Source organism: Arthrobacter sp. USHLN218, assembly GCF_037144715.1.
Taxonomy (GTDB): domain Bacteria; phylum Actinomycetota; class Actinomycetes; order Actinomycetales; family Micrococcaceae; genus Crystallibacter.
In genome coordinates, this window is sequence record NZ_JBBCYT010000002.1 from 154860 (window position 1) to 179343 (window position 24484).

Sequence of the window (24484 nt, forward strand, 5' to 3'; positions counted from 1 at the left end):
CAGAATCATGCGCCACGGCGCCGATTCGCGTAGCCTGACGGGGATGTCTGAGATGTCCGAGAACCCAGCAGCCGCCCTTCCTACGGAAATCGTCTGGAACGAATCGATGCTGGCGTACAACTTCGGGCCGCAGCACCCGATGTCGCCGATCCGGCTGGAATTGACGGCCCGGCTGGCCGCCGAATTCGGCATCCTCGAGCGCAGCAACGTCACTGTGGTCCGGCCCGAGGTGGCCACGGACACGCAGCTGGAAACGGTCCACGAGCCCGAGTACGTCAGGGCCGTCCGGAAGGTGAGCGCCAATCCGGATGAACCGGACGAGGACCGCGGACTGGGTACGGAGGACGACCCGGTGTTCGCCGGGATGCATGAAGCCAGCGCCAGGCTGGCCGGGGGAACCCTGCACCTGGCGGAATCACTGCTCGACGGCCGCGCCGTCCGCGGAGTGAATTTCGGCGGCGGCATGCATCACGCGGCCCGCAGTAAGGCCAGCGGCTTCTGCATCTACAACGACTGCGCGGTCGGCATCCAGCGGCTGCTCGACGGCGGCGTGCAGCGCGTGCTTTACGTGGATGTGGACGCGCACCACGGGGACGGCACGCAGAACATCTTCTGGAACGACCCGCGCGTGATGACCGTCTCGCTGCATGAAACCGGGCGGACCCTGTTCCCCGGTACCGGCTTCTCGAACGAGGTCGGCGGGCCGGATGCACTCGGCAGCGCCGTCAACGTCGCGCTGCCGCCGCGCACGGAAGACGCCGCGTGGATGCGCGCCTTCCACGCCGTCGTGCCGCAATTGGCCAAGGCGTTCCAGCCCGAAGTAATCGTCAGCCAGCACGGCTGCGACGGCCACGCCCAGGACCTGCTCAGCAGCCTTCGGCTGAGCGTCGACGCGCAGCGGCAGATGATGTTGGACATCGCGGAACTCGCTGACCAGGTCTGTGGCGGCCGGTGGGTCGCCACGGGAGGGGGCGGGTACAACATTTTCGACGTCGTTCCCCGCGCCTGGACGCATCTGCTGGCCATCGTCTCGGGCCACCCGGTTCCCCTGCAGTCCGAGGTGCCTCGTCCGTGGCGCGCGTACGTCCATGAACGGTACGGCCAGTCGGCGCCTCTGGTGATGAATGACGACGCCCGGCTTTGGTGGCGATCCTGGGAAGTGGGCTACGACCCCAACGACGCCGTTGACCGCACGGTAATGGCAACGCGCAAGGAAATCTTCCCGCTGCACGGCCTGGATCCCTGGTTCGACTGAGGTCCCGGCGGCGCGCCCGCCTAGGAGGATGCCAGAGAGCGTATATGCGGTTAGGGTAATGGAATGGTCATCGATGATGTCTTCGCCGTTATCGCGGAGACAACCCGCCGGGAAATCCTGGCGGCGCTCCGGGACGGCGACAAGGCCGTCGGTGAACTCGTGGACGAGCTCGAAGTCAGCCAGCCCACGGTTTCCAAGCACCTGAAGGTCCTGCGCGAAGCCGGCCTCGTCTCGATGCGGGCGCAGGGGCAGAAGCGCTACTACGGTCTGCAGCCCGGGCCGCTGCAGGATGTCGCGGACTGGGTCGGATCGTTCGGTCTCGGGGCGGCACCGGCCCCCGCGGCCGAGCCGCTGCCGCCGGCCGTTGCGCTGGTTCCCGAGCCGGCCGTGGCGATGGCGCCGGCCGCGGAGGGCGAAGCGGCAGGGGCCGCGCCGCTGGGCCGGTCGTTCGGACAGGCCGCCAACCAGGCCGCGAAACAGGCCGCGGATCTACTGGCGCACCTGCCGAAATTGAGGCGCGGCCGGCGGACCTGAACCGCGCGCTGCGGCGCAGCCTTCATTACACGCTTGACTCCCGACGTGTCGAGTGTGTTTCGTTTTTCTCACAGGTCTGTGGTTCCATCGTTAGTCGGTCCATGCACGCCGGATGCGTGCGCCGAAAACGCAACAGAAGGAGCAGGCCTTGGACGCCCAATTGCTCGAGATCCGTGACGAAGTTTTCCGCCGCAACCCGGGAGAGACCGAGTTCCACCAGGCCGTCAACGAGGTATTCGAGTCTCTTGCGCCGCTCTCGGCCCGGCATCCGGAATACGCCAACGCCGCCATCCTGCAGCGGATCTGCGAACCGGAGCGGCAGATCATCTTCCGCGTTCCGTGGGTGGATGACGCCGGCAAGGTCCAGATCAACCGTGGCTTCCGGGTGGAGTTCAACTCGGCCCTCGGCCCGTACAAGGGCGGCCTCCGGTTCCACCCCTCCGTCTACCTGGGCATCGTCAAGTTCCTCGGTTTCGAGCAGATCTTCAAGAATGCCCTGACCGGCATGCCGATCGGCGGCGGCAAGGGCGGTGCAGACTTCGACCCGCGCGGCAAGTCCGACGCCGAGGTCATGCGCTTCTGCCAGTCCTTCATGACCGAGCTCTACCGCCACATCGGCGAGTACACCGACGTCCCGGCCGGCGACATCGGCGTCGGCGGGCGCGAAATCGGCTACCTCTTCGGCCAGTACAAGCGCATCACCAACCGCTACGAATCCGGCGTGCTCACCGGCAAAGGCATCGGCTGGGGCGGTTCCCTGGTCCGCCCGGAGGCCACCGGCTACGGCGCGGTCCTGTTCGCCCAGGAGATGCTCAAGACCCGCGGCCAGACCTTCGACGGCCAGCGTGTCTCCGTCTCCGGCTCCGGCAACGTGGCGATCAACGCCATCGCCAAGGCCCAGTCCCTCGGCGCCAAGGTCGTTACCGCTTCCGACTCCGGCGGCTACATCGTGGACGAGGCAGGCATCGACGTCGAACTCCTCCGCCAGATCAAGGAAGTGGAGCGCGGCCGGATCTCCGACTACGCGGTGCGCCGCGGAGCGTCGGTGAGCTACGTTCCCGACGGATCCGTCTGGGACGTCGACGCCACGGTGGCCCTGCCGTGCGCCACCCAGAACGAACTCAACGACAAGCACGCCGCCCGCCTGCTGGACGCCGGCCTGATCGCCGTCGCCGAGGGTGCCAACATGCCGTGCACGGCCGAGGCGACCGCCCTGTTCCAGGAAGCAGGCACCCTCTTCGGTCCGGGCAAGGCTGCCAACGCCGGCGGCGTGGCCACCTCCGCCCTGGAAATGCAGCAGAACGCCAGCCGCGACGCGTGGACCTTCGAGCACACGGAGGAGCGGCTCACCGACATCATGGTCAACATCCATGAGAGGTGCGCCGCAACCGCCGAGGAGTACGGCATGCCGGGCAACTACGTTGCCGGTGCCAACATCGACGGCTTCCGCCGCGTAGCCGACGCCATGCTGGCCCAGGGCCTGATCTAGCAGTTTCCCGGTAGGCTCTGCCCATGACGGACGTCCTGATTGGGCTGGACATCGGCGGCAGCAAGACGCATGCCGTCCGCTTCGAAGACGGCGTGCCCGCGGGCGAGGCCGTGGCCGGCAGCGCGAACGTGCAGAACGTCTCGCGCGACGAGGCCGCGGAATCCTTGGCGAAGGTGTTCGCCGCGGTGGGTGCGGGGGCGCACCACGTCGTAGCCGGTGCCGGAGGCATCGATACCGCGGACGACGCCGGTGCCCTCGAATCGCTTATCGCCCCTCTTGCGCCGGGGGCCAGGATCGAGGCGGTCCACGACTCGCGGCTCATCCTGGCCGCGGGCCGCGCCAGCAGCGGCATCGCCGTCATCATCGGCACGGGGTCCGCGGTCTGGGGGACCGACGGCGCGGGAAATGAGGCGCGGGCCGGCGGCTGGGGCTACCTGCTCGGCGACGAGGGCAGCGGCTATTGGCTGGCCCGCGAGGCCGTCCGGCATGCCCTTCGCCGCCGCGACCAGGGCCTGGAACCGGACGGACTCACTCGGGCGCTGCTGGCGGACTGCGGCCTGTCGAAACCCGTGGAACTGATATCCGCCTTCCATGGCGGCGCGGGCCGGGCCTACTGGGCGCAGAGGTCGCGCGTGGTGGTCGACGCGGCCGGCTCGGATCCCGTGGCGGGAGCGTTGCTGAAGGCCGCCGTCAGGGAGCTGGCAGAACTGATTGTCCTGGTTGCGCGCCGGACCGGCAGCCGCGGCCCCGTCATCCTCGGCGGCAGCATCGGTGCGAACGTTCCCCGGATGGCGCAGGGCATTGCGGCCGAGGTCGCCGCCCACGGGATCACCGGTGTGCGGCCCCTCGACCGGGCGCCGGTGCTGGGAGCGGCCTTCCTGTCGGGTTGGGAACAGGCCTGAGGGCGCCGCGTCATTTTCCGTTACAAGTGGCGTCCGCGGTTGCGCGCGGCGTACCCTCGCTACATGACAACCCGTTGGTATGCGTATTTTCCGTTGGCTCTGGAGGGGCCTAACGTGACTGCCTAGCGGCATACGCACCCAACGAACCTCCAGAGCCAACAGGGCAGAGATCATTCTCTGCCCTTCGCCATTTCCACGGCGGGTTCTGGGCTACCGTTCCCGCCATTTACCAGACGGGAACCCACATGCCGCCACTGTCCAGCCTCACCGCCACGCACAGCCCTTCGACCGGCGTCGCGACGTTCAGCGCGCTGCCCTCGCCGGGGGAACTGACAGCGGAACTGCCGGCGGCGCCCGGGGCGATTGCCGCCGTCGAACGCGGACGGACGGGGATCCGGGCCATTCTCAACGGACTTGATAACCGGCTGCTCGTGATCGCAGGACCCTGCTCGATCCATGATCCGGAGGCCGGGCTGGACTACGCCGCGCGGCTGGCCGAGGCGGCCCGCCGGCATAGCGCGGACCTGCTGGTGGTGATGCGGACGTACTTCGAGAAGCCGCGCACCACAGTCGGCTGGAAGGGCCTGATCAACGACCCGCACCTCGATGGCTCCCACGATGTGGCGGCCGGACTGCGCACGGCCCGCCGCTTCCTGCTGGATGTGACGGCACTCGGCCTGCCCGTCGCGACCGAGTTCCTCGAACCGGTCAGCGCGCCCTACCTCGCCGACCTGGTCAGCTGGGGCGCCATCGGGGCCCGCACCACCGAGAGCCAGATCCACCGCCAGCTCGCGGCCGGCCTGCCGCTGCCCGTCGGTTTCAAGAACGGGACCGACGGCGGCATCCAGGTAGCGGTCGACGCATGCCTGGCGGCATCGGCGGAACAGGCCTACCTTGGCATGGACGACGACGGGCGCGCGGCCGTGGTGGCGGCCCCCGGTAATCCGGACGCTCATCTGATCCTGCGCGGCGGCAGTGGCGGCCCGAACTACTCGGCGGACAGCGTCCTCGACGCCTCCCGCCAGCTGGCCGCGGCGGGAGTGAACCCGCGGGTCATCGTGGACGCAAGCCATGCCAACAGCGGGAAGAGCCACCACCGGCAGGCCGAAGTCGCGCTGGAGCTCGCGGCCCAGCTGGAGGCCGCCGGGACCGGGGCTTTGGCCGGCGTCATGCTCGAGAGCTTCCTGACCGGCGGCGCGCAGAAGCTGGACGTGGCCGAGGTGGCCAGGGGAGAGGCCGAGCTCGTCTACGGGCGCAGTGTGACGGACGCCTGCATGGGCTGGGAAACGACCGAGCTGGTGCTCGAGCAGCTGGCGGCCGCCAGCCGTGCCGCGGCCGGGCAGTCATAGGTCCGGGCATAAAAAAGCCCTAGTCATCTAACGGTTAAGCCACAGGGGCAACTTTCACTTTGGCCACTCATGCATCTAGAGTATCGAGTGAGACGGCACTTACTCGCTTGGCAAGGCGGCACGCCGTTGGGCCTTAGCCCGGAGTGGGCCCGCCTGGAGTTAAGGATTGATGTGCAATGGCTGAGGAGAAGAACTTCTCGAACGTCCGCTTCCTGACGGTCGCGGAGGTTGCCGAGGTCATGCGCGTCTCGAAGATGACCGTCTACCGCCTGGTCCATGCCGGCGATCTGCCTGCCGTCCGCTTCGGCCGCTCCTACCGCGTTCCGGAATCCGCGGTGGAGCAGTATGTGCAGGGAGCAGTCGTGGACGGCGAGAGCGGCACCGCCTGACCCGATCGGATCGGGCGCGGCGCGGGTCGGGTTGCCGGGCCGCGGTCAAAGCTGTTCCGAATTAGGCGGTACCCTGTTAAGGAACGTTTTACGTCGTCGTAAGATTTGCTGGCCTGCCCGGCCCTTCGGGCAGTCGGGGCCGGCGGATGCCAACCGAAGTGATTTGTGAGGAACTCGTGGGTTCAGTTATCAAGAAGCGCCGCAAGCGTATGGCCAAGAAGAAGCACCGTAAGCTGCTTCGCAAGACCCGCCACCAGCGCCGCAACAAGAAGTAGCCGCACAGCCGGCAGTTCGCAGGTCCGCCCGGGAAACCGGCGGGCCTGCTGTCTTTAAGCCCGGCCTACACCGGGCCTTCGCCCGGCCGCCGGCCCGCAGCCGGGTAGCCCCGGCAATCAGGCGCGGGGACGCCGGACCCTGCTCAGGCCCCGCCAGAGACCGTAGATGGCTCCCGCGCCGGTCGCGGCCTTCAGGCCTAGCGTCGCAGCACGGCGGCCGCTGCGGAAATCGTAGACCGGCCAGTTGTGCTCGCGCGCGTGCCGGCGCAGCCGGGCGTCCGGGTTGATGGCCACGGGATTGCCGACCAGCGACAGCAGCGGCACGTCGTTGTACGAGTCGCTGTACGCCCAGCAACGCTCCAGCTTGAGCCCCTCCAGACGGGCCAGTTCCACCACGGCGTCCGCCTTGGCCTGCCCGTGCAGGATCTCGCCGACCAGCGCTCCGGTGTAGGCGCCGTCGGCGATTTCCGCCACGGTGCCCAGGGCACCTGTCAGGCCGAGACGGTCGGCAATGACCTCGGCGACCGCCAGGGGAGTAGCGGTGACCAGCCAGACGCGGCGTCCCGCCCGCAGATGCTGGTCCGCCAGTGCGCGCGTGCCGGGCCAGATCCTCGAGGCGATGATCTCGTCGTAGACCTCCTCGCCCAGGGCCTTTACGTCGCTCACCAGCAGGCCGGTTCCGATGGCCATCGCAGAATCCCGGACGGCGTGGATGTCCTTGAGGTTCTCGCCCGTGAGCAGGAAGCGGCCCTGCTTGATGGCGAAACCGAGGGCGTCGCGCAGCCGGAAGGAACCGCGCTGGTACATCTTCAAGCCGACATGGAAGAGGCTGGCCCCGCGCATCAGGGTGTTGTCGACGTCGAAGAATGCGGCCGCTGCCTGCCGGTCCGGCGGGCCGGTGGTGCGGGAGGCTGGGTCCTGGTCGGCTGTCGGCATGTCTCGAGTCTAGCGACCGAGGTCCACGGGTGCAGACCGCCCGGGAACTCGCCGTGCCGCCCTGGCCGCCGTCTCCGGCGGCTGAATGCCGCGTGGCGCCCCGAGTACGGCTCGCGCTACCGTGGTGCCATGAGTGAATCACCCGCCCCGTCGCACGACCTGCTGCTGCTGACCAAGCCCGGCTGCCACCTGTGCGAGGCTGCGCGGCGCACCGTGGCCGAGGTCGCCGGCGAACTTGGGGTGGAATGGCGGGAGCAGTCGATCCTGGACGACGCCGAGCTGGAGCGGCGCTTCGCGGAGGAAATTCCCGTCGTGATGATCGACGGCGTGCAGCGGGACTTCTGGCACATCGACCCGGACCGGCTGCGGCGCTTGCTTACCGCGTGACGGTGCGGCCGGATTGGTGGGCGCCGAACCGAGCCCCTACAGTTGGGATACAGACCGATAGCGTAAGGACCGAACCGTGACTACCCACGATCCTTCAGGTCCCGCTGCGGGGCCGGAGATGCGCGGTCGGCCCATTCCTCCCGCTTCGGTGGCCCGGCTGACCATTTACCTGAGGGCCCTCAACTCCCTGCTGGCCGAAGGCGTGGAGCGCGTTTCTTCGGAGGAGCTCGCCGAAGCCGCCGGCGTGAAGTCGGCCATGCTGCGCAAGGACCTGTCCTATTTGGGCTCCTACGGCACGCGCGGCGTCGGATACGAAGTCCAGCTCCTCACCCGGACCATTGCCGCGCGCCTCGGCCTGACCCAGGAGTGGCGGGTCGCCATTGTCGGCGCCGGTAATCTTGGCCGGGCCCTGGCGGGCTACTCCGGCTTCACGACCCGTGGCTTCGAAGTGGCGGCCATTTTCGACGCCGACCCCGCCATCATCGGTTCCGAGGTCGGCGGGCTGAAGGTCAGCGCGGTCAGGGACCTGGAGAAGGTGCTGGCGCGCACCGGAGTGAACATGGTGGTCCTGGCGGTTCCGGCCCGGTCCGCGCAGGAGCTCTGCGACGAACTCGTGGCCGTCGGGGTGCGCAGTATCCTCAGCTTCGCTCCAGTCGTCCTGCAGGTGCCGCCGGGCGTCGAGGTGCGCAAGGTGGACATGGCCACCGAACTGCAGATTCTTGCCTACCACGCACAACGGGCGCAGGAATCGGAACCAGGTTCCGAATCCCGCGCCCGCAGCGCCCGCTAGAGCCGGCCGGTCAGCGGCCGTAGATGCCGTACTTCCGGGCCGAGACGGCCTTGAAGAACTCGTTGGACGGCCGCATGAACAACAGCACGATCGCCGCGATGCCCAGAAGCGCTGTCAGCGTGTTGAGTCCGAACGGCACCAGGCCCACGAGCGACAGCGCCGCGAAAACCGTGCCGGTGATGCGGGCCCAGTTCTTGCCGGCTTTCACACCGAAGGCCACCATCAGGTAGAGGCCGACGGCGATCAGGCCCGCGATGACGAGGACGACGCCCGCCGTGCCGCTCATCATGTCCATGAACTGCTGTTCGCTGATCTCGCCGCCGGTCTGGGCGAGGGCGTCGCGGACGGCCGGGTCGTCCGCCATACCCGCCAGGAGGGTGTCCATCGTGGCGAGCGAGGTGATGATCGAGATGGCGGTCAGCACCGCCGCGGCGATGATCAGCCAGAAGGCGATGACTACTTCTTTGGGCCGGGTTGGCACAGCGCCCGCCTGCGGCTGGGAGGAGGGGTAGCTGTACTGGCCCGGCTGGGCGCTCTGGTAGCTGTAGGGGCCGGGCTGCTGGCCGTACTGCTGGGGAGCCTGTCCGTACTGCGGCGGGTTTTGGCCGTACTGGGGAGCGGACTGGCCGTAGGGGCCGGGCTGCTGTCCGTACTGCGGTGCGTTCTGGCCGTATTGGGGCGGGTTCTGCCCGTATCGAGGGGCGGACTGTCCGTACTGGGGTGCGTTCTGCCCGTACTGGGGCTGGCTCTGTCCGTCTTGAGGGGCGTTCTGACCGTACTGCGGCGGGTTCTGCCCGTACCGGGGCTGCTCCTGGCCAGAACCGTTGGCCGCTTGGCCGCGCTGCTGTTCCGGCTGGCCGGAGGGGTCGGGCTGGTTTTCAGGAGTGGACATGGTCGGATCCTTTTCTTGGCTGCACAGGAAGCGGCGGACGCTTGCAGGCGCCTTCGCAGGGCCTGTTAAGCCAACATTACAGCGGCGCCGAGTGCGCTGTGACTAGCTCGAAAGGATGATATTCGGCGCCGCCGGCGGGCGGGGCGGAAGCGCAGGGCCCTGGCCCGCGGGCGACGGTTCAGGACTGCTTGATGAGCGCTGCGTCCAGGTTGATCTTCACCTTGTCGCTGACCAGCACTCCGCCCGCCTCGAGCGCCGCGTTCCAGGTCAGACCGAACTCCTTGCGGCTGATCTCGGCCTCGCCGGTGAAGCCGGCGCGGGTGGCGCCGAACGGGTCGACGGCGACGCCGGTGAATTCCACCTCGACCTCGACCGGCTTGGTGACGCCGCGGATGGTGAGGTCGCCCGTGAGGGTGTACTCCTCGCCGTCGCCCTCAACCCCCGTCGCGACGAAGGTCATCTCCGGGAACTGCTCGACATCGAAAAAATCCGGGCCCTTCACATGTGCGTCACGGTTGGCCTCGCCCGAGTTGAAACTGGCGGTCTTGACGGTCGCGTGGAGGGTCGAGTCCGCCAGTGTCGCTCCGACGCGCGCTTCGGCGTCTGCGTCCGTGAATCGTCCGCGGACCTTGCTGATGCCGGCGTGGCGGACCGTGAAGCCGATCTCGCTGTGCGCCTGGTCGAGTTTCCAAATGCCTTCGGTGAGGCCCTGGGGCAGTGTCATCGTGAACTCCTGGAATGGTAGATGCCTGGATCAACGGTTCGTGCCTCAAGGGCCCGCGCTCGAGGGCCCTCCCCGGCCATTCTTGCGGCGGCCCGCGCTTTGGGCAATAGCGGCCTCCTTTGAGACACTTAAGACCATGCCGCCAACGACCGTTCATTTGCTCCGCCACGGAGAAGTCCATAATCCGGGCCGTGTGCTCTATGGCAGGCTGCCCGAGTTCCACCTGTCGGAGCTGGGCCAGAAGATGGCGCAGCGGGCGGCGGACTATTTCGCCGACCGGGTCGCCCACGGTGCCAACATTTGCTATCTCGTCTCGTCGCCGCTGACCAGGGCGCAGGAGACGGCCCAGCCGACCGCGGCGGCGCTGAACCTGGAAATCGTCACCGACGACCGGATTATCGAGGCGGAAAACCGCTTCGAGGGCCTGGCGGACATCAGGCGGCAGCTGCGCGATCCGCGGCACTGGGCCTCCCTGCGCAATCCGATGCGGCCGTCCTGGGGCGAGGCATACACGGCCCAGGTCCTGCGGGTGATGGCGGCGGCGGAAGATGCGCGGAAGGCCGCCGAGGAAATCGGCGGCCCGGGGGCGGAGGCCATCATGGTCAGCCACCAGCTGCCCATCTGGGTCACGCGCCTGGCCGCGGAGCGGCGTCGGCTCTGGCACGACCCGCGACGGCGGCAGTGCACGCTGGCCTCCGTGACCAGCCTGAAGTTCGACGGCGAGCACCTCGCCGGGGTGGAGTATTGCGAGCCGAGCGCGGACCTGCTGCCCGGTGCGGCCAATCTCCCGGGAGCGTAATAGAATTACTACGCGTTGTAGAAGTGGGAAGCCCCCAGCCCACGTAGAAAAGTGTGATTGTGACTGCGAATACCCCTGAGCCTTTGAACCGCCGGTCCCTGCTCAAGATGAGCGCCGCGCTGGTCTTCGCGCTGCCGCTGGCCGCCTGCACGGTGGAGGACTCGCTGGCCCAGCAGGCCAACGCCGGCGACAACAAGAACTATATCGCCGGCGACGGATCGGTCACCGAATATGACCCGGGCAGCCGCGGCGAACCCGTCCGGCTGACCGGCACGCTGTTCGACGGCAGCAAGGTCGACTCGTCCGGCTGGACGGGCAAAGTGACCGTGCTCAACTTCTGGTACGCGGCCTGCGCGCCGTGCCGGCTGGAGGCCAAGGACCTGCAGGCCCTGAGCCAGGAATTCAGCAAGGACGCCCGGTTCTACGGCGTGAACGTGCGCGACGAGAAGGCGACGGCCGAGGCATTCGAGCGCAACTTCGGTGTGACCTACCCGAGCTTCAAGGACAAGGACGGCGGCATCCTGCTGTCCATGACCAGCTACGTCCCCCCGCAGGCCGTCCCCACCACACTGGTGCTGGACAAGGAAGGCCGCGTTGCCGCCCGGATTCTCGGGGTGGCCGACAAGGGCACGCTGAAGACCCTGATCCGCGACACCGCGGCCGCCTGACCGTGGGAATCAGCTACATCCCCGGCTCGGTCGGCAACCTCTTCGGCGAAACCGTACTCAGCGGTTCCGTGCTGCTGGCCATTCCGGTAGCCATGTTGGCGGGACTCGTCTCCTTCATGTCACCGTGCGTGCTGCCGCTGGTGCCGGGTTACCTGGGCTACGTCACGGGCCTGACCGGCGTGGACCTGGACAGCCAGCGCCGCGGCCGCATGTTCGCCGGAATCGGCCTGTTCGTCCTTGGTTTCTCCGCCGTCTTCGTGGCGATCGGAGCGGTGTTCGGCCAGCTGGGCGCCTGGCTCAAGGGCACGGAAGCCGCATGGGTAACGCAACTGCTCGGCGTCGTCGTTATTGTCATGGGCATCGTTTTCATGGGCGGACTCAGCTGGTTCCAGCGGGACCGGAAGATCCACTCCCGCCCGCCGGCCGGCCTTTGGGGTGCGCCGGTGCTGGGCATCACCTTCGGCCTGGGCTGGGCGCCGTGCATCGGGCCGACGTTCTCCGCCGTCCAGGCGCTGGCCTTCTCCGGCGGCGCCGACGCCACGAAGGGCGCCTTCCTGGCCTTTGTCTACTGCCTTGGCCTCGGGGTCCCCTTCCTGCTGATTGCCCTCGGCGTGCGCCGCGGCATGGGCGCGATGGCCTTCTTCCGCCGCCACCGGCTGTTCCTCCAGCGGGCCGGTGGCGGCCTGCTGGTAGTTTTGGGCCTGCTGATGGCCAGCGGCCTGTGGGGGAGCTGGGTCACGCAACTGCAGGACTGGTTCGCCAACGAAGTGAGGCTCCCCATCTGATGAGCAAGACAACCGCCAAAAAGTACGACGTCGAGCTGCCCAAGTTGGGCTTCCTCGGCACCGTGCGCTTTATCTGGGCCCAGTTGACGAGCATGCGCACCGCGCTGTTCCTGCTGCTGCTGCTCGCGGTGGCCGCGGTCCCCGGTTCGCTGTTCCCGCAGCGCCCGGCCAACCCCGCCGTGGTGACCCAGTACATCACCGACCATCCGCAGACCGGACCGTGGCTGGACCGTTTCCAGCTGTTCGATGTGTACTCGTCGGTCTGGTTCTCCGCGATCTACCTGCTGCTGTTCGTTTCGCTGATCGGCTGCGTGATCCCGCGGGCCATCAAGCACTGGCAGGCCATGCGCGCGCAGCCGCCTCGGACCCCCCGGAGGCTCTCCCGGCTGCCCGAGTACGCGGCCATGGCGCTGCCGGCGGGCTCGTCGGTAACCCGGCAGACCGCCGTCGAAGATGCCGCCCGGGTGCTGAAGCGCCGGGGCTACCGCGTCCACGTGCGCGACACCGACACGGACCGCCCGTCCGTCGGGGCGGAGCGCGGCATGCTCAAGGAAGTCGGCAACCTGGTTTTCCACGTGTCCCTGATCGGGGTGCTGATTTCCGTGGCGGTGGGCGGCCTGTTCGGCTACCGCGGGCAGAAGATCATCGTGGAGGGCGAGTCCTTCGTCAACACGCTGGTCAGCTACGACAACTTCACGCCGGGCAGCAACTTCCACGAGGACCGGCTCGCGCCGTACTCGCTGCAGCTGGACAAGTTCGAGGTGGAGTTCGACCGCGAGTCCAAGACCCACTATGGCCAGCCGCTGGACTTCACCGCGAACATGACCACGCGCGACGCTCCGGGGGCCGAGGCGAAGAAGCAGGTCCTGAAGGTGAACGAGCCGCTGGCGATCGGCGGGACCAACGTCTACCTCGTCGGCAACGGCTACGCTCCCGTGGTGACGGTGCGCGACGGCGATGGCAACGTGGCGTACCAGGGCCCCGTCGTCGCGGTGCCGAATGACGGCGCCTACACGTCCACCATGGCGATCAAGGTGCCGGACGCCAAGCCGGAGCAGCTCGGGTTTGTCGGCTTCTTCCTGCCGACGGCCGTCGAGGGCGAAGACGGCGTGGCCGTGGGCAGCGATCCGGATCCGTTCAATCCGCGGTTGTACTTGAACTCGTACAAGGGCGACCTGGGCCTGGACAACGGCGATCCGAAAAACGTGTACGTGCTCGACACCAGCGGCCTGACGGTCCTCAACGACCGCAAGCAGGAAGCCGGCGGTATCGAACTCGGCGCCTACGAAAGCGCGAAGCTGCCGGACGGCCTGGGGAGCATCACCTTCGACGGGCTCAAGCGGTACGTCGCCCTGGACGTCGACCATGATCCGGGCCAGGGCGGGGCGCTGGTGTTCTCGACGCTCGCGCTGCTGGGGCTGGGCGCCTCGCTGTTCATCGGACGGCGCCGTGTCTGGGTCCGGACGGGAACTCACGAGGACGGCCGTACCATGGTCGAATGGGGCCTGCTGGCCCGCGGCGAGGATCCGCGGCTGGCTGCCGAATCGGCCGCGCTGCGCAAGCTTTTCGAAAAAGAGTGGCTGGCCGGGGACCGGCCTGCCCACAATGACCGGGACGCCGTCGGCGTCAACGAATCCTAAGGACGTGCCCGAGCATGCCAAGCATTGACGAAACCCTCGGCCAATACAGCGAGCTGTTCATACTGCTGGCGGCCATGGCGTTCACCGTGGCCTTCATCGCCTTCTGCTGGGACCTGGCAACTTCCAGCAAGACCATCCGCGCGGTGGAGAACCGGCTCGCCGAACAGCGCGCCGAACAGAAGGTCCCGGCCACCGTCGGGGGCGGTGCAGGGCCGGCCGCCGATACCCCGGCGGATATCGCCGTTGCGGACGAGTCCATGAACTACGCCGGCGAACGCCGCAACGCCGCCCGCATCGGCGTCGCCCTCAGCGTCCTCGGTGCCATCATCCTGGCCGCCGGGGTGATCAGCCGCGGCATTGCTGCGCACCGCGTGCCGTGGGGCAACATGTACGAGTTCTGCACCACCGGCGCCCTGGTGGTGGCCGTGGTGTACCTGCTGACCCTGGTCAAGAAGGATCTGCGGTTCCTCGGCTCCTTCGTGATCGGCCTGGTCGTCATCATGCTGTGCGCGGCTGCTATCGGATTCCCGACGCCGGTCGCCCACCTCGTCCCGGCGCTGCAGAGCTACTGGCTGGTCATCCATGTATCCGTTGCCGTGATCGCCTCGTCGCTGTTCACGCTCACGTTCGCGATGTCCGTGCTGCAGCTGCTGCAGGCCAACCGCGAGGCCCGCGCCCGCGCCGGACAGCCGGACCGGCTGGCGTTCATGCGCCTGGCCCCGTCCGCGCTGACCCTCGAGAACGTCGCCTACCGGATCAACGCCGTCGCCTTCGTCCTCTGGACCTTCACGCTTATGGCCGGCGCGATCTGGGCCGAGAAGGCCTGGGGCCGCTACTGGGGCTGGGACACCAAGGAAGTCTGGACCTTCGTGATCTGGGTTGTCTACGCCGGCTACCTGCACGCCCGCGCCACCCGCGGCTGGACCGGCACGCGTGCCGCCTGGCTGTCGATCGTCGGCTACCTGTGCGTGATCTTCAACTTCTCCATCGTCAACGTCTTCTTCTCCGGGCTGCACAGCTACTCCGGCCTCCAGTAGGCCGCACGGACTGCTCTGACCGGGAAGAAACCGGGAAAGATGCAGAGAGACGCAGAGAGCCCCGCAGGATGATCCTGCGGGGCTCTCTGTTTGTGCGGGGTGCAGGGGAAGGGCGGGTGCGGTCCCTTTCGCCTGCGGGGGCTTAGCGGGGCCCCGGGTTGTCCGGGTCCTGCTCGCCGAGCTTGTCCGCGGCTCCGCCCTGCTCCTTCTTTTTGGCCTCGTATTCGCGCTTCTGCCGCTCCGCCTCCCGCTGCTGCACGCGGCGCTGGTGCTCCAGCTTGCGCAGGAAGGCCACGTCGTCGTCGGGAGCCATCGGGCGGCGCTGCTGGACCTGGGGCTGCGGCGTGGAGCGCGGCCTGCCGAAGAGGAACCACAGCAGCGCGCCGATCAGCGGAACCAGCAGGATAGTCAGGATCCAGGCAGGCTTGGAGATGCTGCGCACTTCCTGCGGCCGTGAGCGGATGCACTCGATGAGCGCATAGATGATGACTGCGACAGCCACCACGACGAGCAGAATGTACACGCGAACCATATCTAAATTGTAGTTGAGCGGCGGCTGGACCCGGACGGCGGGAGGGCGTATTCAGCTAAGGGCACGACGGCGGCCCTTGACGTCCGCGACGGCGTAAACTTGTGTGGTGGCTTTCTGGAAATTTACCGCACTCAGGCTCGGGATCGTCGTCCTGGTCTTCATCCTTGGACTCTTCCTGCATCTTGGCATCGTGTACTCCGCGATCGTTGCCGTGGTCATCGCCTGGTGCGTGACGTACCTGTTCTTCCGCAAGATGCGCGATGCGGCGTCGGCGAGCCTGCAGTACCGCTTCTCCGGGAAGGCCGCCCCGCTGCGCACCTCGACGGAGATCTCGGACGCGATGGCCGAAGACGAGGCGGTCGACCGCCATGGCCAGCTGGGCGTGGACGCGGACCGCAAGCCCCGTCCGCGGAAGGACTGACCCCCGCCCTGCCGGCTAGACCAGCTGCGTCAGCACCATTCCGAGCGTGAACGCGGCGGCAAAGCACAGGCTGATGACGCCGGTCTGCTTCAGCACCGGAATCATGTCCTGCCGCCGCTGGCTGCGCAGCATCACCCAGGACGGCGTGATGCACAGGGGCGAGACCAGCAGCACCAGCAGGATCCACGGGTGGTCGTTGATCAGCAGCAGCGGCAGCAGCAGGGCCAGCGCCAGCATCATGACGTAGCTGATCCGTGCCGCCTCGTCGCCGAGCCGCACCGCGAGCGTCATCTTGCCAGCCTCCCGGTCGGTGGGGATGTCCCGGACGTTGTTGGCCATGAGCAGGGCGCTGGCCAGCAGCCCGATCGAGACGGCGCCCAGGAACGAGGCCCAGCTGACGGCGAGGGCCTGCGTGTAGGTCGTGCCCATGGTGGCAACCAGGCCGAAGAACAGGAAGACGAAGACCTCGCCGAGGCCGATGTATCCGTAGGGGTTCTTGCCGCCCGTATAGCCCCAGGCGGCGATCACGCAGCCGACGCCGACGAGCAGCAGCGGCCAGGTGCCGGACAGCATGATCAGCACCAGCCCGGCCAGCATGGCCGCCCCGAAGCAGCCGAAGGCGGCGTACTTGACCGACTTAGGCGAGGCCAGGCCGGAGGCGGTCAGCCGCAGCGGCCCGACGCGCACGTCGTCGGTGCCGCGGATGCCGTCCGAGTAGTCGTTGGAGTAGTTCACGCCGATCTGGAAGAGCAGCGCGGTGAGCAGGGCCAGCAGCGCCCGCAGCGGGTGGAACGCCTCAAGGTCGTAGGCGGCGGCGCTGCCCGCGATCACGGGGGCGACGCCCATGAGGAGGGTACGAAGGCGGGCGCCTTCAATCCATTGGCCGGCTGTTGCCACGGTTAGGTCCTTCTCAGTCTCGAAGCTCAGGGGGCGGCACGCGGCCGCAACGTTCTATTCTCCCGCACCCGGCGGCCGGCGGCGTCCAGCCGGCGCCACGTCGGCCGTGCTCTTCAGCAACTCGGCGACGGCCAGCCGGTCCGGCTTGCCGTTTTCCAGCAGCGGCAGCGCGTCCAGCGTCACAATGTGGCGCGGGGTGGCCGGTCCGCCGAGTTCCCTGCGGACGTGGGAGCGGATCTCGTCCTCGGTAGCGGTGCCGACGACGGCGGCGCCCACCTGGGTGCCCCATTCGGGGTTGTCGATACCGGCCACCAGGGCCGCCCGCACACCTGGCACGGCCTCGATGGCGGCGGCGACGGCTGCGGCCGACACCTTGACGCCCCCGGTGATGAGGACATCGTCCGCGCGACCGCTGACCGAGAGGACGCCGTCGTGCACGGCACCGAGGTCCGAGGTGCGGAACCAGCGCGTGCCCTCGGCGCGGTGGAAGTGGGCGGCCGTCAGTTCCGGGTTGTCCAGGTAGCCGGCGGCAACCACGTCGCCGCCGATCAGGATCCGGCCCTGGTCGAAAGCCAGGCGCACCCCGTCCAGCGGCACGCCGTCGTACACGCAGCCGCCGCAGGTTTCGCTCATGCCGTAGGTCTGCACGATCTTGAGGGCATGCCGTGCGGCCGCGGCGCGCAGGCTGTCCGGCAGCCGGGCGCCGCCAAGGAGGATCGCGTCGAACCTGCACAGTGCCTTGACCGCGCCCTGGGAAGGAGACTCGAGCAGCCGGTGCAGCTGCGTCGGCACCAGGGACGTGATGCGGAAGCGTCCGGTCATGCGGTCGGCGGCTTCCGTGAAGGCCTCCGGCGTGAACCCGGCCGACAGGTCCATCACCTCCGGGCGGGTGCCCGCGTGGATCGAGCGCGCCAGCACCTGCAGGCCGGCTACGTAGTTCGGTCCGAGCGCCAGGAGCCACTGCCCTTCGCCGCCCAAGCGCTGCGCGGTGGCGCGGGCGGACGCGGCCAGGGCTTCGGCTCCGAGCATGGTGGCCTTGGGCGTTCCGGTGGAGCCCGAGGTGCGCACCACCGCTGCGGTGCCCGGGGCCAGGCCGCCGGACGCTACCGGGTTCGGGGTGCCGTCAGCCGCCAGTTCGATGGCGGGACCCTGCCCGGCCATCGCCGCGGACAGGGCCCCCAGCGCTGCTGCCAGTTCCATCGGCGGCGCCTAGAAGTAGTACGGGAAGCGGGACCAGTCCGGATCCCGCTTTTGCAGGAAGGCGTCCTTGCCTTCGACGGCCTCGTCCGTCATGTAGGCCAACCGGGTCGCTTCTCCGGCAAAGACCTGCTGGCCGGCCAGGCCATCGTCGGCCAGGTTGAAGGCGAACTTGAGCATGCGGATGGCCTGCGGGGACTGCCGCGCGATGTCCGCGGCGTATTCCAGGGCCACTTCCTCGAGCCGTTCGTGGTCCACGGCCTCGTTGACGGCGCCCATCCGGACCATGTCCTCGGCCGAGTACTCGCGGGCCAGGAAGAAGATCTCCCGCGCCGCCTTCTGCCCGATCTGGCGGGCGAGCAGCGCCGAGCCGTAGCCCGCGTCGAAGCTGCCGACCGTGGCGTCCGTCTGCTTGAATTTCCCGTGCTGGCGGGACGCAATCGTCAGGTCGGAGACCACGTGCAGGCTGTGCCCTCCGCCCGCGGCCCAGCCGTTGACGACGGCGATGACCACCTTGGGCATCGTGCGCATCAGCCGCTGGACTTCGAGGATGTGGAGCCGTCCGGCGCGGGCGGGGTCGATGGTCTCCTGGGTTTCCCCGTCTGCGTACCTGTAGCCGTCGCGGCCCCGGATGCGCTGGTCCCCGCCGGAGCAGAAGGAGTGGCCGCCGTCTTTGGGGGAGGGGCCGTTTCCGGTGAGCAGCACGGTGGCAACGTCAGGGGTCATCCGGGCATGGTCCATGGCCCGGTAGAGTTCGTCCACCGTTCCCGGCCGGAAGGCGTTGCGCACCTCCGGGCGATTGAAGGCGATCCGCACCGTCGGCAGGTCGCGGAGTACCCGGCCATCGGCGTCGCGCTCCACCTGGCGGTGGTAGGTCAGGTCCTGGAAACCGAAGCCCGAGACCTCCCGCCACCGGGTCGGGTCGAACACGTCCGAGACCTTTGCGGGCAGGACGTCGGCTGGTGCTGGTGCGGCATGATCTGAACTCACGCCCTCGAGTCTATCGCCGCCGGGCGGACAGGCCCCGGTCCAGCCGGGTCAACGGGTTCCGCCGGTTCAGGAGATGCAGAACTCGTTGCCCTCCGGATCGGCCATCGCGTACCAGATGTGCGGGCCTTCCCGTCCGTCGTGCAGGAACTTGGCTCCCCGCGCTTCGAGCCTCGCCCTGGCCTCGTCCTTGTCTTCACCGGCGAGGTCCACGTCCCAGTGCACGCGGTTCTTGGTTGTTTTGGGCTCGGGCACGGCCTGGAACAGGATGCGCCGGCGTCCGCGCTCGCCGGACTCGCTGCCGGGACAGATCGCGGCCCCGGGTTTCCAGACCCGGACACCGTTGTGGATGATCGTGTCCTCGTCGCTGGCATAGCCCCTGGCGATCATGTCCGAGACGAACTCCTGGTCCGTCGGCTCCACGATCCAGCCCAGGGTTTCCGCCCACCAGTCGGCCTGCTTGTGCGGATCGGCGCTGTCTACGGCTACCTGGATGTTGAAGGTCATGCACCGACTCTAGGAGCGCTCGCCCGCCGGCAACAGGGGATACCGGACGGCTTTGGTCCTGTTTGCCGCGTCTTCTTGCCCACCGCGCCGTGGTCATGCCCGCTCCGCAGCGGGGCATCCGCTACTGTGAGGGCAAGCAACGACGCGATGAGGGGACGCAAGCCGATGACCTATGGGCTGGAACTGGACCGCTATATTGACGCGCCCGCCGACGTGGTGTGGACCGTGCTGACCGACATCGGCCGGTCACCGTCGACCCTCTCCGGAGTCGCCGGCGTCGAGGTCCTGACCCCGGGCGCCTACCGGGAGGGCTTCCGCTGGCGGGAAACCCGCCGGATGCTGGGCAAGGAAGCCACCGAGGAAATGTGGGTCGCGGACGTGGATGCCCCGCATTCGACGACGGTCAAGGCGGCGTCCGGCGGCACCGATTACACGACGAGGTTCACGCTCACACCCGCAGGGGCGGGCACGAAGCTGCGGATGTCCTTCGGAGCCGAGGCGCAGAATCCCGGCTGGCAGCACCGGCTGGCGATGGCGCTGTTCGGCAGGCTGGGAATGCACGCCGCACGGAAGGCTATCAACCAGGACCTGTACGATATCGCCGCCGCGGCGGAGGCCAGGCGGGAGGCCTCGCATGAATGACGCCTTCCGGATCCACGTGAGCCTCGAGAGCACTATCGACGGCGGGTCCCTGCTGCGGTTCCGCTGCCGGTTCGGCCAGAGCCTGTCCCGGGTGTGGCAGGCCCTGACGGTGGACGAGCAGCTGTCCGCATGGTTCCCCTGCCGGGTCCGGCTCGAGGAACGCGCCGGCGGCCGGATCGAATTCCTGTTTCCCGGCGAGGAACCCGTCCAGGGCGAGGTGCTGGAGTTCGAGTCCGAGAGCCGGCTGGCCTTCACCTGGGACGAGGAAGTCCTGCGCTGGCAGCTGCACCCGGATGCGGAGGGGTGCCGGCTCATGATGACCAACACGCTCCAGGACCCGCAGACCAGTGCCAGGGTTGCCGCCGGCTGGCACAGCTGCTTCGAACAGCTCGCCGCCATGCTCGCCGGCGAGGACGCGGAGCCGGTCCCGCAGACCCCCGTCCCCGAACTGGTGGAACTCTACGAGCGGACGCTGGACTAGCCGACGGTCCCGCAGCCCCGGGCGTCCCCGTGGCGTCTACGGCGCGGAACCGGTGGCGGATTATTGCGGCGTCCGATCGGCGCAGTTGACCGCCGCAACCCTGCATGGGATTCTTTATAGAACGGTCGGTCGGTAATTTCTGCCCGGGCTGCTCCCGCGCGAACCGTCTGACGGAACCCACAGAACACAGACTCGAGGGACTTTCAATGGCTGAAGCATTCCTGATTGGCGGGGCCCGGACCCCGGTGGGCCGCTACGGAGGGGCCTTGTCCTCGGTCCGGCCGGATGACCTGGCAGCGCTGGTGGTCAAGGAAGCCGTCCAGCGCGCCGGCATCGATCCGGACGCAGTGGACGAAGTGATCTTCGGCAACGCCAACGGCGCCGGCGAGGAGAACCGCAACGTCGCGCGGATGGCCTGGCTGCTCGCCGGCTACGCGGACCATGTACCCGGAATCACCGTGAACCGCCTGTGCGCCTCCGGCCTCAGCGCCATCATCATGGCCTCCCACATGATCAAGGCCGGAGCGGCGGACATCGTCGTCGCCGGCGGCGTGGAATCCATGAGCCGGGCGCCCTGGGTGCAGGAGAAGCCCGCCAAGGCCTTCGCGAAGCCGGGCGAGCAGTTCGACACGTCGATCGGCTGGCGCTTCGTGAACCACCACTTCACCCACGGCGACCTCTCGCGCGGCGGCAAGATGACGTACTCCATGCCGGAAACGGCGGAGGAAGTCGCCGAGGTCTACAACATTTCCCGCGAGGACGCGGACGCGTTTGCCGTCCAGTCGCACGAGCGCGCCATTTCGGCGATCGAGGGCGGCCGGCTCAAGGACGAGATCGTCCCCGTCGCGGTGCACGGCCGCAAGGGCGCCACCACCATGGTGGAGACGGACGAGGGTCCCCGGGCGGGCACCAGCATGGAGGTCCTCGCCGGCCTGAAATCCATCATCAAACCCGGCGGCGTCGTGACTGCGGGCAACTCCAGCTCGCTGAACGACGGCGCCTCGGCCATCGTCGTCGCCTCCGAGGCGGCAGTGCAAAAGTTCGGCCTCACCCCGCGGGCGCGGATCGTCGACGGCGCCTCCGCCGGCGTCGCCCCCGAGATCATGGGAGTCGGCCCCGTTCCGGCGACCCGCAAAGTGCTGGAGCGCGCCGGCTGGAGCATCGGCGACCTCGGCGCCGTCGAGCTGAACGAGGCCTTTGCCACCCAATCGCTGGCGGTGCTGCGCGAGCTGAAGCTGGACCAGGGAATCGTGAACAACGACGGCGGCGCGATCGCTTTGGGCCATCCGCTGGGTTCCAGCGGCTCGCGCCTGGTGGTCACCCTGCTGGGCCGCATGGAGCGGGAGGACGCCCGCCGCGGCCTCGCCACCATGTGCGTCGGCGTGGGCCAGGGCACTTCGATGATCGTTGAGCGGGTCTGATGCTCTTCGCCTCCTACGAATTCAAGACCCTGCTGGTCGATGAGCGCGACGACCGCGTCCACCTGAAGCTGAACCGGCCCGAGGTCCGCAACGCGATCGACCAGGCCATGGTCGACGAGCTGCACGCAGTCTGCTCGGTCCTCGAACGCGAGCCGCGGATCCTGATCATGTCCGGCACCGAAGTCAACGGCAAGGGCATCTTCGCCTCCGGGGCGGACATCGGGCAGCTGCGCGAGCGGCGCCGCGAAGACGCGCTCGCGGGCATCAACTCCACGATCTTCAACCGGATCGCCCAGCTGCCCATGCCGGTCATCGCCGCGCTGGACGGCTTCGCGCTAGGCGGCGGGGCGGAACTGGCCTACGCCGCCGACTTCCGCATCGCGACGGATACCGTCAAGATCGGCCAGCCGGAGACCAACCTCGGCATCATGGCGGCCGCCGGTGCCACCTGGCGGCTGAAGGAACTGGTGGGGGAGCCGCTGGCCAAGGAGATCCTGCTCGCCGGACGGATCCTCAACGCCGAGGAGGCCCTGGCCGCGAGGCTGGTGACGGAGATCCATCCGGCCGGCCAGCTGATCGAGGCGGCCCACGCGCTGGCGGACCGGATCGGGGCCCAGGACCCGCTGGCCGTGCGCATCACCAAGAGCGTTTTCCATACCCCGCGCGAGGTCCATCCGGTGATCGACACGATCGCCCAGGGAATTCTGTTCGAATCCGAGGCGAAGTTCGACCGCATGCAGGCCTTCCTGGACAAGAAGAAAGACAAGAAGAAATGAACGCAGTGCAATCAGTACCGGAAAAAGTCGGCGTGCTGGGCGGCGGGCGGATGGGAGCCGGCATCGCGCATGCCTTCCTGACCGCCGGCGCCAGCGTCGTCGTCGTTGAACGCGACGAGGACGCGGCCGAAGGCGCCCGCCGCCGCGTGACCGATGCGCTGCTCAAGAGCGTGGAGCGCGGCACGACCACGGAAACCATCGACGCACTGGTGAAGCGGCTGGCCGTTTCGGTCGACTACGCCGCTTTCGGCAACTGCGGCCTCGTGGTCGAGGCCGTGCCGGAAGACTTCGAGCTGAAGTCGACGGCCCTGAAGTCCGTCGAGGCGCAGCTGGCGCCGACGGCGTGGCTGGCCACCAACACCTCGTCGCTGTCCATCGGCAAGCTCGCCGAACAGCTCCAGCGACCGGGCAGCTTCTGCGGCCTGCACTTCTTCAACCCGGTCCCGGCCTCGCAGCTGGTCGAGGTCGTCCTGGCGCCCCAGACCTCCACGGAGCTGGCCGCCGCCTCCAAGGGATGGGTCGAAGCACTGCGGAAGACCGCCGTCGTTGTCCACGATGCCCCCGGTTTTGCCTCCTCCCGCCTCGGCGTGGCCATCGCACTGGAGGCCATGCGGATGGTCGAGGAAGGCGTGGCCTCCGCCGAAGACATCGATGCCGCGATGGTCCTCGGGTACAAGCACCCGGTCGGCCCGCTGAAGACCACGGACATCGTGGGCCTGGACGTCCGGCTGGGCATCGCGGAGTACCTGCACACTACGCTGGGCGACCGGTTCGCCCCGCCGCAGATCCTGCGGGACAAGGTGGCCAAGGGGGAACTCGGCCGGAAGACCGGCAAGGGCTTCTTCAGCTGGGACAGCTGACTATCGGCTGAGGGACTTCACTTCGGCGGCCACGGCGACGGCGTAGCCCTCGGCATAACCTTCGGCCGTGGGGTGGAAGTCCGTGCCGTCGGCCGCCGGGTAGGAGCCCAGATTGATCCACGGGTCCGACGAGCCGATCTCGTGGCCCTCGAAGTCGTCCGCTACATCCACGTAGAGCGTGCGCGGCGACGTCCGGGCGGCCCGTTCGATGATGCCGTTGAGTTCGTCCACTCCAACATTGAGCACGGCCGCCGCGTCCGCGCTCATCACACCTTCGGCGCCGCCGTCCGCGAACAAGTGCGGATATCCGATGGCGGCTATGTCGGCCCGGGGGGCCGCTTTATGGACCACCCGGTAGTCGGCCGCAAGCCGGGGTGCTACGTTGCTGCGCGCCGCCCCGACAGCGGCATCGACGGCGGCCTGGCAGATTGCAACGGTGCCTAAGGCGCAGGCCGCGATGACGCCTTCGTAATGGACGTCGTTGGCGCCGGCGGTGAGCGTGACAAGTTCGGTCTGCTTGCCGAGGACGCCCAGCTGCCGGGCGGCCGACACCTGGTCCGGGACCTGCCTGCTGGTCGCGCCGGAGCATGCCGCGGTGACCGCGGTTCCCACGCCGGGCAGCTGGTCCAGCGCCTCCGCATAGCCAGGCGCGGCGACCAGGCATCCGCTGCCTGGTGCCAGGGGGCTTTCCTGCAGCGGACCTGCGCCCACGCCGGCGGAGTAGGAATCGCCCAGCGCCACAAGGTCGATGGCCTTGGGCTCGGCGGCCGCAGCGGGCGACGCCGCGGCCCAGGCCAGCGCGACCGCCGACAGGGCCGCCAGCATGGCGGTACGGAGGGACTTGCCGGCGCGGTTATCCACTTCAGGAACCATGGCTTCACGCTAAACGATCGGCGCCTTGGGCGGAATGGT

29 protein-coding genes are annotated in these 24484 nt (G+C 68.3%); 20 read left to right on the top strand and 9 right to left on the bottom strand.

What is annotated here, in order from left to right:
* Nucleotides 1-43 precede the first annotated feature (43 nt).
* From WFH44_RS04340 to WFH44_RS04370, 7 genes are all read left to right on the top strand, one after another.
* Complete coding sequence (locus WFH44_RS04340) at nucleotides 44-1255, top strand: acetoin utilization protein AcuC (RefSeq protein WP_442892866.1); 1212 nt, start codon at nucleotides 44-46, stop codon at nucleotides 1253-1255.
* A 63-nt stretch (nucleotides 1256-1318) separates the two neighbouring features.
* Nucleotides 1319-1789 carry an ArsR/SmtB family transcription factor gene (locus WFH44_RS04345; RefSeq protein WP_336712067.1) on the top strand — a complete coding sequence of 157 codons (471 nt, stop codon included), beginning with the start codon at nucleotides 1319-1321 and terminating at the stop codon, nucleotides 1787-1789.
* A gap of 148 nt (nucleotides 1790-1937) precedes the next feature.
* The gene (gdhA, locus tag WFH44_RS04350) at nucleotides 1938-3278 is read left to right on the top strand and encodes an NADP-specific glutamate dehydrogenase (RefSeq protein WP_336712069.1); all 1341 of its coding nucleotides are present in this window, start codon (nucleotides 1938-1940) and stop codon (nucleotides 3276-3278) included.
* Nucleotides 3279-3301: 23 nt separating this feature from the next.
* Entirely contained in the window at nucleotides 3302-4180 is an 879-nt protein-coding gene (locus WFH44_RS04355) for an N-acetylglucosamine kinase (RefSeq protein ID WP_336712071.1), read from the top strand.
* 245 nt (nucleotides 4181-4425) lie between these two features.
* Nucleotides 4426-5529 (top strand): 3-deoxy-7-phosphoheptulonate synthase, encoded by a 1104-nt coding sequence (locus tag WFH44_RS04360; protein WP_336712072.1) that lies wholly within the window; start codon nucleotides 4426-4428, stop codon nucleotides 5527-5529.
* Between the two features lie 176 nt (nucleotides 5530-5705).
* Nucleotides 5706-5918 carry a helix-turn-helix domain-containing protein gene (locus tag WFH44_RS04365; protein WP_336712073.1) on the top strand — a complete coding sequence of 71 codons (213 nt, stop codon included), beginning with the start codon at nucleotides 5706-5708 and terminating at the stop codon, nucleotides 5916-5918.
* Between the two features lie 176 nt (nucleotides 5919-6094).
* Nucleotides 6095-6193: a 30S ribosomal protein bS22 gene (locus WFH44_RS04370; protein WP_003792170.1), complete on the top strand. Its 99-nt coding sequence runs from the start codon at nucleotides 6095-6097 to the stop codon at nucleotides 6191-6193.
* 117 nt (nucleotides 6194-6310) lie between these two features.
* On the opposite strand, the gene WFH44_RS04375 is transcribed toward WFH44_RS04370, so the two are convergent.
* Nucleotides 6311-7129 carry an HAD family hydrolase gene (locus WFH44_RS04375; RefSeq protein ID WP_336712075.1) on the bottom strand — a complete coding sequence of 273 codons (819 nt, stop codon included), beginning with the start codon at nucleotides 7127-7129 and terminating at the stop codon, nucleotides 6311-6313.
* Between the two features lie 129 nt (nucleotides 7130-7258).
* Between WFH44_RS04375 and WFH44_RS04380 the strand changes: the two genes are divergently transcribed.
* Complete coding sequence (locus WFH44_RS04380) at nucleotides 7259-7516, top strand: glutaredoxin family protein (RefSeq protein ID WP_264795758.1); 258 nt, start codon at nucleotides 7259-7261, stop codon at nucleotides 7514-7516.
* Nucleotides 7517-7592: 76 nt separating this feature from the next.
* Nucleotides 7593-8306, top strand: coding sequence for a redox-sensing transcriptional repressor Rex (locus tag WFH44_RS04385; protein ID WP_336712077.1), 714 nt, complete (start codon nucleotides 7593-7595; stop codon nucleotides 8304-8306).
* 10 nt (nucleotides 8307-8316) lie between these two features.
* On the opposite strand, the gene WFH44_RS04390 is transcribed toward WFH44_RS04385, so the two are convergent.
* Together WFH44_RS04390 and WFH44_RS04395 are read right to left on the bottom strand one after the other, a co-directional pair.
* The gene (locus WFH44_RS04390; protein ID WP_336712078.1) at nucleotides 8317-9198 is read right to left on the bottom strand and encodes a hypothetical protein; all 882 of its coding nucleotides are present in this window, start codon (nucleotides 9196-9198) and stop codon (nucleotides 8317-8319) included.
* 178 nt (nucleotides 9199-9376) lie between these two features.
* Nucleotides 9377-9922, bottom strand: coding sequence for a YceI family protein (locus WFH44_RS04395; RefSeq protein WP_336712080.1), 546 nt, complete (start codon nucleotides 9920-9922; stop codon nucleotides 9377-9379).
* 136 nt (nucleotides 9923-10058) lie between these two features.
* Between WFH44_RS04395 and WFH44_RS04400 the strand changes: the two genes are divergently transcribed.
* The 5 genes from WFH44_RS04400 (at nucleotide 10059) to ccsB (ending at nucleotide 14851) form a co-directional block, all read left to right on the top strand.
* Nucleotides 10059-10721, top strand: coding sequence for a histidine phosphatase family protein (locus WFH44_RS04400; protein WP_336712082.1), 663 nt, complete (start codon nucleotides 10059-10061; stop codon nucleotides 10719-10721).
* A 107-nt stretch (nucleotides 10722-10828) separates the two neighbouring features.
* Nucleotides 10829-11389, top strand: a complete 561-nt coding sequence (locus WFH44_RS04405; RefSeq protein ID WP_336712897.1) for a TlpA family protein disulfide reductase — start codon at nucleotides 10829-10831, stop codon at nucleotides 11387-11389.
* Between the two features lie 2 nt (nucleotides 11390-11391).
* Nucleotides 11392-12174: a cytochrome c biogenesis CcdA family protein gene (locus WFH44_RS04410; protein WP_336712084.1), complete on the top strand. Its 783-nt coding sequence runs from the start codon at nucleotides 11392-11394 to the stop codon at nucleotides 12172-12174.
* Nucleotides 12174-13814: a cytochrome c biogenesis protein ResB gene (gene resB / locus WFH44_RS04415; protein WP_336712086.1), complete on the top strand. Its 1641-nt coding sequence runs from the start codon at nucleotides 12174-12176 to the stop codon at nucleotides 13812-13814. The genes WFH44_RS04410 and resB overlap by 1 nt, the downstream gene beginning before the upstream one ends.
* A gap of 14 nt (nucleotides 13815-13828) precedes the next feature.
* Complete coding sequence (gene ccsB, locus WFH44_RS04420) at nucleotides 13829-14851, top strand: c-type cytochrome biogenesis protein CcsB (protein WP_336712088.1); 1023 nt, start codon at nucleotides 13829-13831, stop codon at nucleotides 14849-14851.
* Between the two features lie 142 nt (nucleotides 14852-14993).
* Here ccsB and WFH44_RS04425 read toward each other — a convergent pair whose 3' ends face one another.
* Nucleotides 14994-15383: a PLD nuclease N-terminal domain-containing protein gene (locus tag WFH44_RS04425; RefSeq protein ID WP_336712090.1), complete on the bottom strand. Its 390-nt coding sequence runs from the start codon at nucleotides 15381-15383 to the stop codon at nucleotides 14994-14996.
* 106 nt (nucleotides 15384-15489) lie between these two features.
* Here WFH44_RS04425 and WFH44_RS04430 point away from each other — a divergent pair, with 106 nt between their 5' ends.
* Nucleotides 15490-15804 carry a DUF4229 domain-containing protein gene (locus WFH44_RS04430; protein ID WP_336712091.1) on the top strand — a complete coding sequence of 105 codons (315 nt, stop codon included), beginning with the start codon at nucleotides 15490-15492 and terminating at the stop codon, nucleotides 15802-15804.
* A gap of 15 nt (nucleotides 15805-15819) precedes the next feature.
* Here the strand turns inward: WFH44_RS04430 and WFH44_RS04435 are convergent, their stop codons facing one another.
* From WFH44_RS04435 to WFH44_RS04450, 4 genes are all read right to left on the bottom strand, one after another.
* Nucleotides 15820-16701 (bottom strand): 1,4-dihydroxy-2-naphthoate polyprenyltransferase, encoded by an 882-nt coding sequence (locus tag WFH44_RS04435; RefSeq protein WP_336712092.1) that lies wholly within the window; start codon nucleotides 16699-16701, stop codon nucleotides 15820-15822.
* 54 nt (nucleotides 16702-16755) lie between these two features.
* On the bottom strand, nucleotides 16756-17901 hold the full coding sequence (locus WFH44_RS04440) for an AMP-binding protein (protein ID WP_336712093.1): 1146 nt from the start codon (nucleotides 17899-17901) through the stop codon (nucleotides 16756-16758).
* Nucleotides 17902-17910: 9 nt separating this feature from the next.
* A complete protein-coding gene (locus WFH44_RS04445; protein ID WP_336712095.1) occupies nucleotides 17911-18888 on the bottom strand; it encodes a 1,4-dihydroxy-2-naphthoyl-CoA synthase in 978 nt (325 codons plus the stop codon).
* Between the two features lie 66 nt (nucleotides 18889-18954).
* A complete protein-coding gene (locus tag WFH44_RS04450; RefSeq protein ID WP_336712096.1) occupies nucleotides 18955-19392 on the bottom strand; it encodes a VOC family protein in 438 nt (145 codons plus the stop codon).
* 147 nt (nucleotides 19393-19539) lie between these two features.
* On the opposite strand from WFH44_RS04450, the gene WFH44_RS04455 reads away from it, so the two are divergent.
* From WFH44_RS04455 to WFH44_RS04475, 5 genes are all read left to right on the top strand, one after another.
* Entirely contained in the window at nucleotides 19540-20034 is a 495-nt protein-coding gene (locus tag WFH44_RS04455; protein WP_336712098.1) for an SRPBCC family protein, read from the top strand.
* Nucleotides 20027-20515, top strand: a complete 489-nt coding sequence (locus WFH44_RS04460) for an SRPBCC family protein (protein ID WP_336712100.1) — start codon at nucleotides 20027-20029, stop codon at nucleotides 20513-20515. Before WFH44_RS04455 ends, WFH44_RS04460 begins: the two co-directional genes overlap by 8 nt.
* A 206-nt stretch (nucleotides 20516-20721) precedes the next feature.
* The gene (locus WFH44_RS04465; RefSeq protein ID WP_336712102.1) at nucleotides 20722-21936 is read left to right on the top strand and encodes a thiolase family protein; all 1215 of its coding nucleotides are present in this window, start codon (nucleotides 20722-20724) and stop codon (nucleotides 21934-21936) included.
* Nucleotides 21936-22712, top strand: coding sequence for an enoyl-CoA hydratase/isomerase family protein (locus WFH44_RS04470; protein WP_336712104.1), 777 nt, complete (start codon nucleotides 21936-21938; stop codon nucleotides 22710-22712). The genes WFH44_RS04465 and WFH44_RS04470 overlap by 1 nt, the downstream gene beginning before the upstream one ends.
* Entirely contained in the window at nucleotides 22709-23572 is an 864-nt protein-coding gene (locus tag WFH44_RS04475) for a 3-hydroxyacyl-CoA dehydrogenase family protein (protein ID WP_336712106.1), read from the top strand. Before WFH44_RS04470 ends, WFH44_RS04475 begins: the two co-directional genes overlap by 4 nt.
* On the opposite strand, the gene WFH44_RS04480 is transcribed toward WFH44_RS04475, so the two are convergent.
* Complete coding sequence (locus WFH44_RS04480; RefSeq protein WP_336712107.1) at nucleotides 23573-24445, bottom strand: SGNH/GDSL hydrolase family protein; 873 nt, start codon at nucleotides 24443-24445, stop codon at nucleotides 23573-23575.
* Nucleotides 24446-24484 lie beyond the last annotated feature (39 nt).

Excerpts from the sequence above, each read along its gene's own strand:
- WFH44_RS04340 (WP_442892866.1), top strand. The coding sequence starts at position 44 with ATGTCTGAGATGTCCGAGAACCCAGCAGCCGCCCTTCCTACGGAAATC.
- WFH44_RS04345 (WP_336712067.1), top strand. The coding sequence starts at position 1,319 with ATGGTCATCGATGATGTCTTCGCCGTTATCGCGGAGACAACCCGCCGG.
- WFH44_RS04355 (WP_336712071.1), top strand. The coding sequence starts at position 3,302 with ATGACGGACGTCCTGATTGGGCTGGACATCGGCGGCAGCAAGACGCAT.
- WFH44_RS04360 (WP_336712072.1), top strand. The coding sequence starts at position 4,426 with ATGCCGCCACTGTCCAGCCTCACCGCCACGCACAGCCCTTCGACCGGC.
- WFH44_RS04365 (WP_336712073.1), top strand. The coding sequence starts at position 5,706 with ATGGCTGAGGAGAAGAACTTCTCGAACGTCCGCTTCCTGACGGTCGCG.
- WFH44_RS04375 (WP_336712075.1), bottom strand. The coding sequence starts at position 7,129 with ATGCCGACAGCCGACCAGGACCCAGCCTCCCGCACCACCGGCCCGCCG.
- WFH44_RS04380 (WP_264795758.1), top strand. The coding sequence starts at position 7,259 with ATGAGTGAATCACCCGCCCCGTCGCACGACCTGCTGCTGCTGACCAAG.
- WFH44_RS04390 (WP_336712078.1), bottom strand. The coding sequence starts at position 9,198 with ATGTCCACTCCTGAAAACCAGCCCGACCCCTCCGGCCAGCCGGAACAG.
- WFH44_RS04395 (WP_336712080.1), bottom strand. The coding sequence starts at position 9,922 with ATGACACTGCCCCAGGGCCTCACCGAAGGCATTTGGAAACTCGACCAG.
- WFH44_RS04400 (WP_336712082.1), top strand. The coding sequence starts at position 10,059 with ATGCCGCCAACGACCGTTCATTTGCTCCGCCACGGAGAAGTCCATAAT.
- WFH44_RS04405 (WP_336712897.1), top strand. The coding sequence starts at position 10,829 with ATGAGCGCCGCGCTGGTCTTCGCGCTGCCGCTGGCCGCCTGCACGGTG.
- resB (WP_336712086.1), top strand. The coding sequence starts at position 12,174 with ATGAGCAAGACAACCGCCAAAAAGTACGACGTCGAGCTGCCCAAGTTG.
- ccsB (WP_336712088.1), top strand. The coding sequence starts at position 13,829 with ATGCCAAGCATTGACGAAACCCTCGGCCAATACAGCGAGCTGTTCATA.
- WFH44_RS04425 (WP_336712090.1), bottom strand. The coding sequence starts at position 15,383 with ATGGTTCGCGTGTACATTCTGCTCGTCGTGGTGGCTGTCGCAGTCATC.
- WFH44_RS04440 (WP_336712093.1), bottom strand. The coding sequence starts at position 17,901 with ATGGAACTGGCAGCAGCGCTGGGGGCCCTGTCCGCGGCGATGGCCGGG.
- WFH44_RS04450 (WP_336712096.1), bottom strand. The coding sequence starts at position 19,392 with ATGACCTTCAACATCCAGGTAGCCGTAGACAGCGCCGATCCGCACAAG.
- WFH44_RS04455 (WP_336712098.1), top strand. The coding sequence starts at position 19,540 with ATGAGGGGACGCAAGCCGATGACCTATGGGCTGGAACTGGACCGCTAT.
- WFH44_RS04460 (WP_336712100.1), top strand. The coding sequence starts at position 20,027 with ATGAATGACGCCTTCCGGATCCACGTGAGCCTCGAGAGCACTATCGAC.
- WFH44_RS04465 (WP_336712102.1), top strand. The coding sequence starts at position 20,722 with ATGGCTGAAGCATTCCTGATTGGCGGGGCCCGGACCCCGGTGGGCCGC.
- WFH44_RS04470 (WP_336712104.1), top strand. The coding sequence starts at position 21,936 with ATGCTCTTCGCCTCCTACGAATTCAAGACCCTGCTGGTCGATGAGCGC.
- WFH44_RS04475 (WP_336712106.1), top strand. The coding sequence starts at position 22,709 with ATGAACGCAGTGCAATCAGTACCGGAAAAAGTCGGCGTGCTGGGCGGC.
- WFH44_RS04480 (WP_336712107.1), bottom strand. The coding sequence starts at position 24,445 with ATGGTTCCTGAAGTGGATAACCGCGCCGGCAAGTCCCTCCGTACCGCC.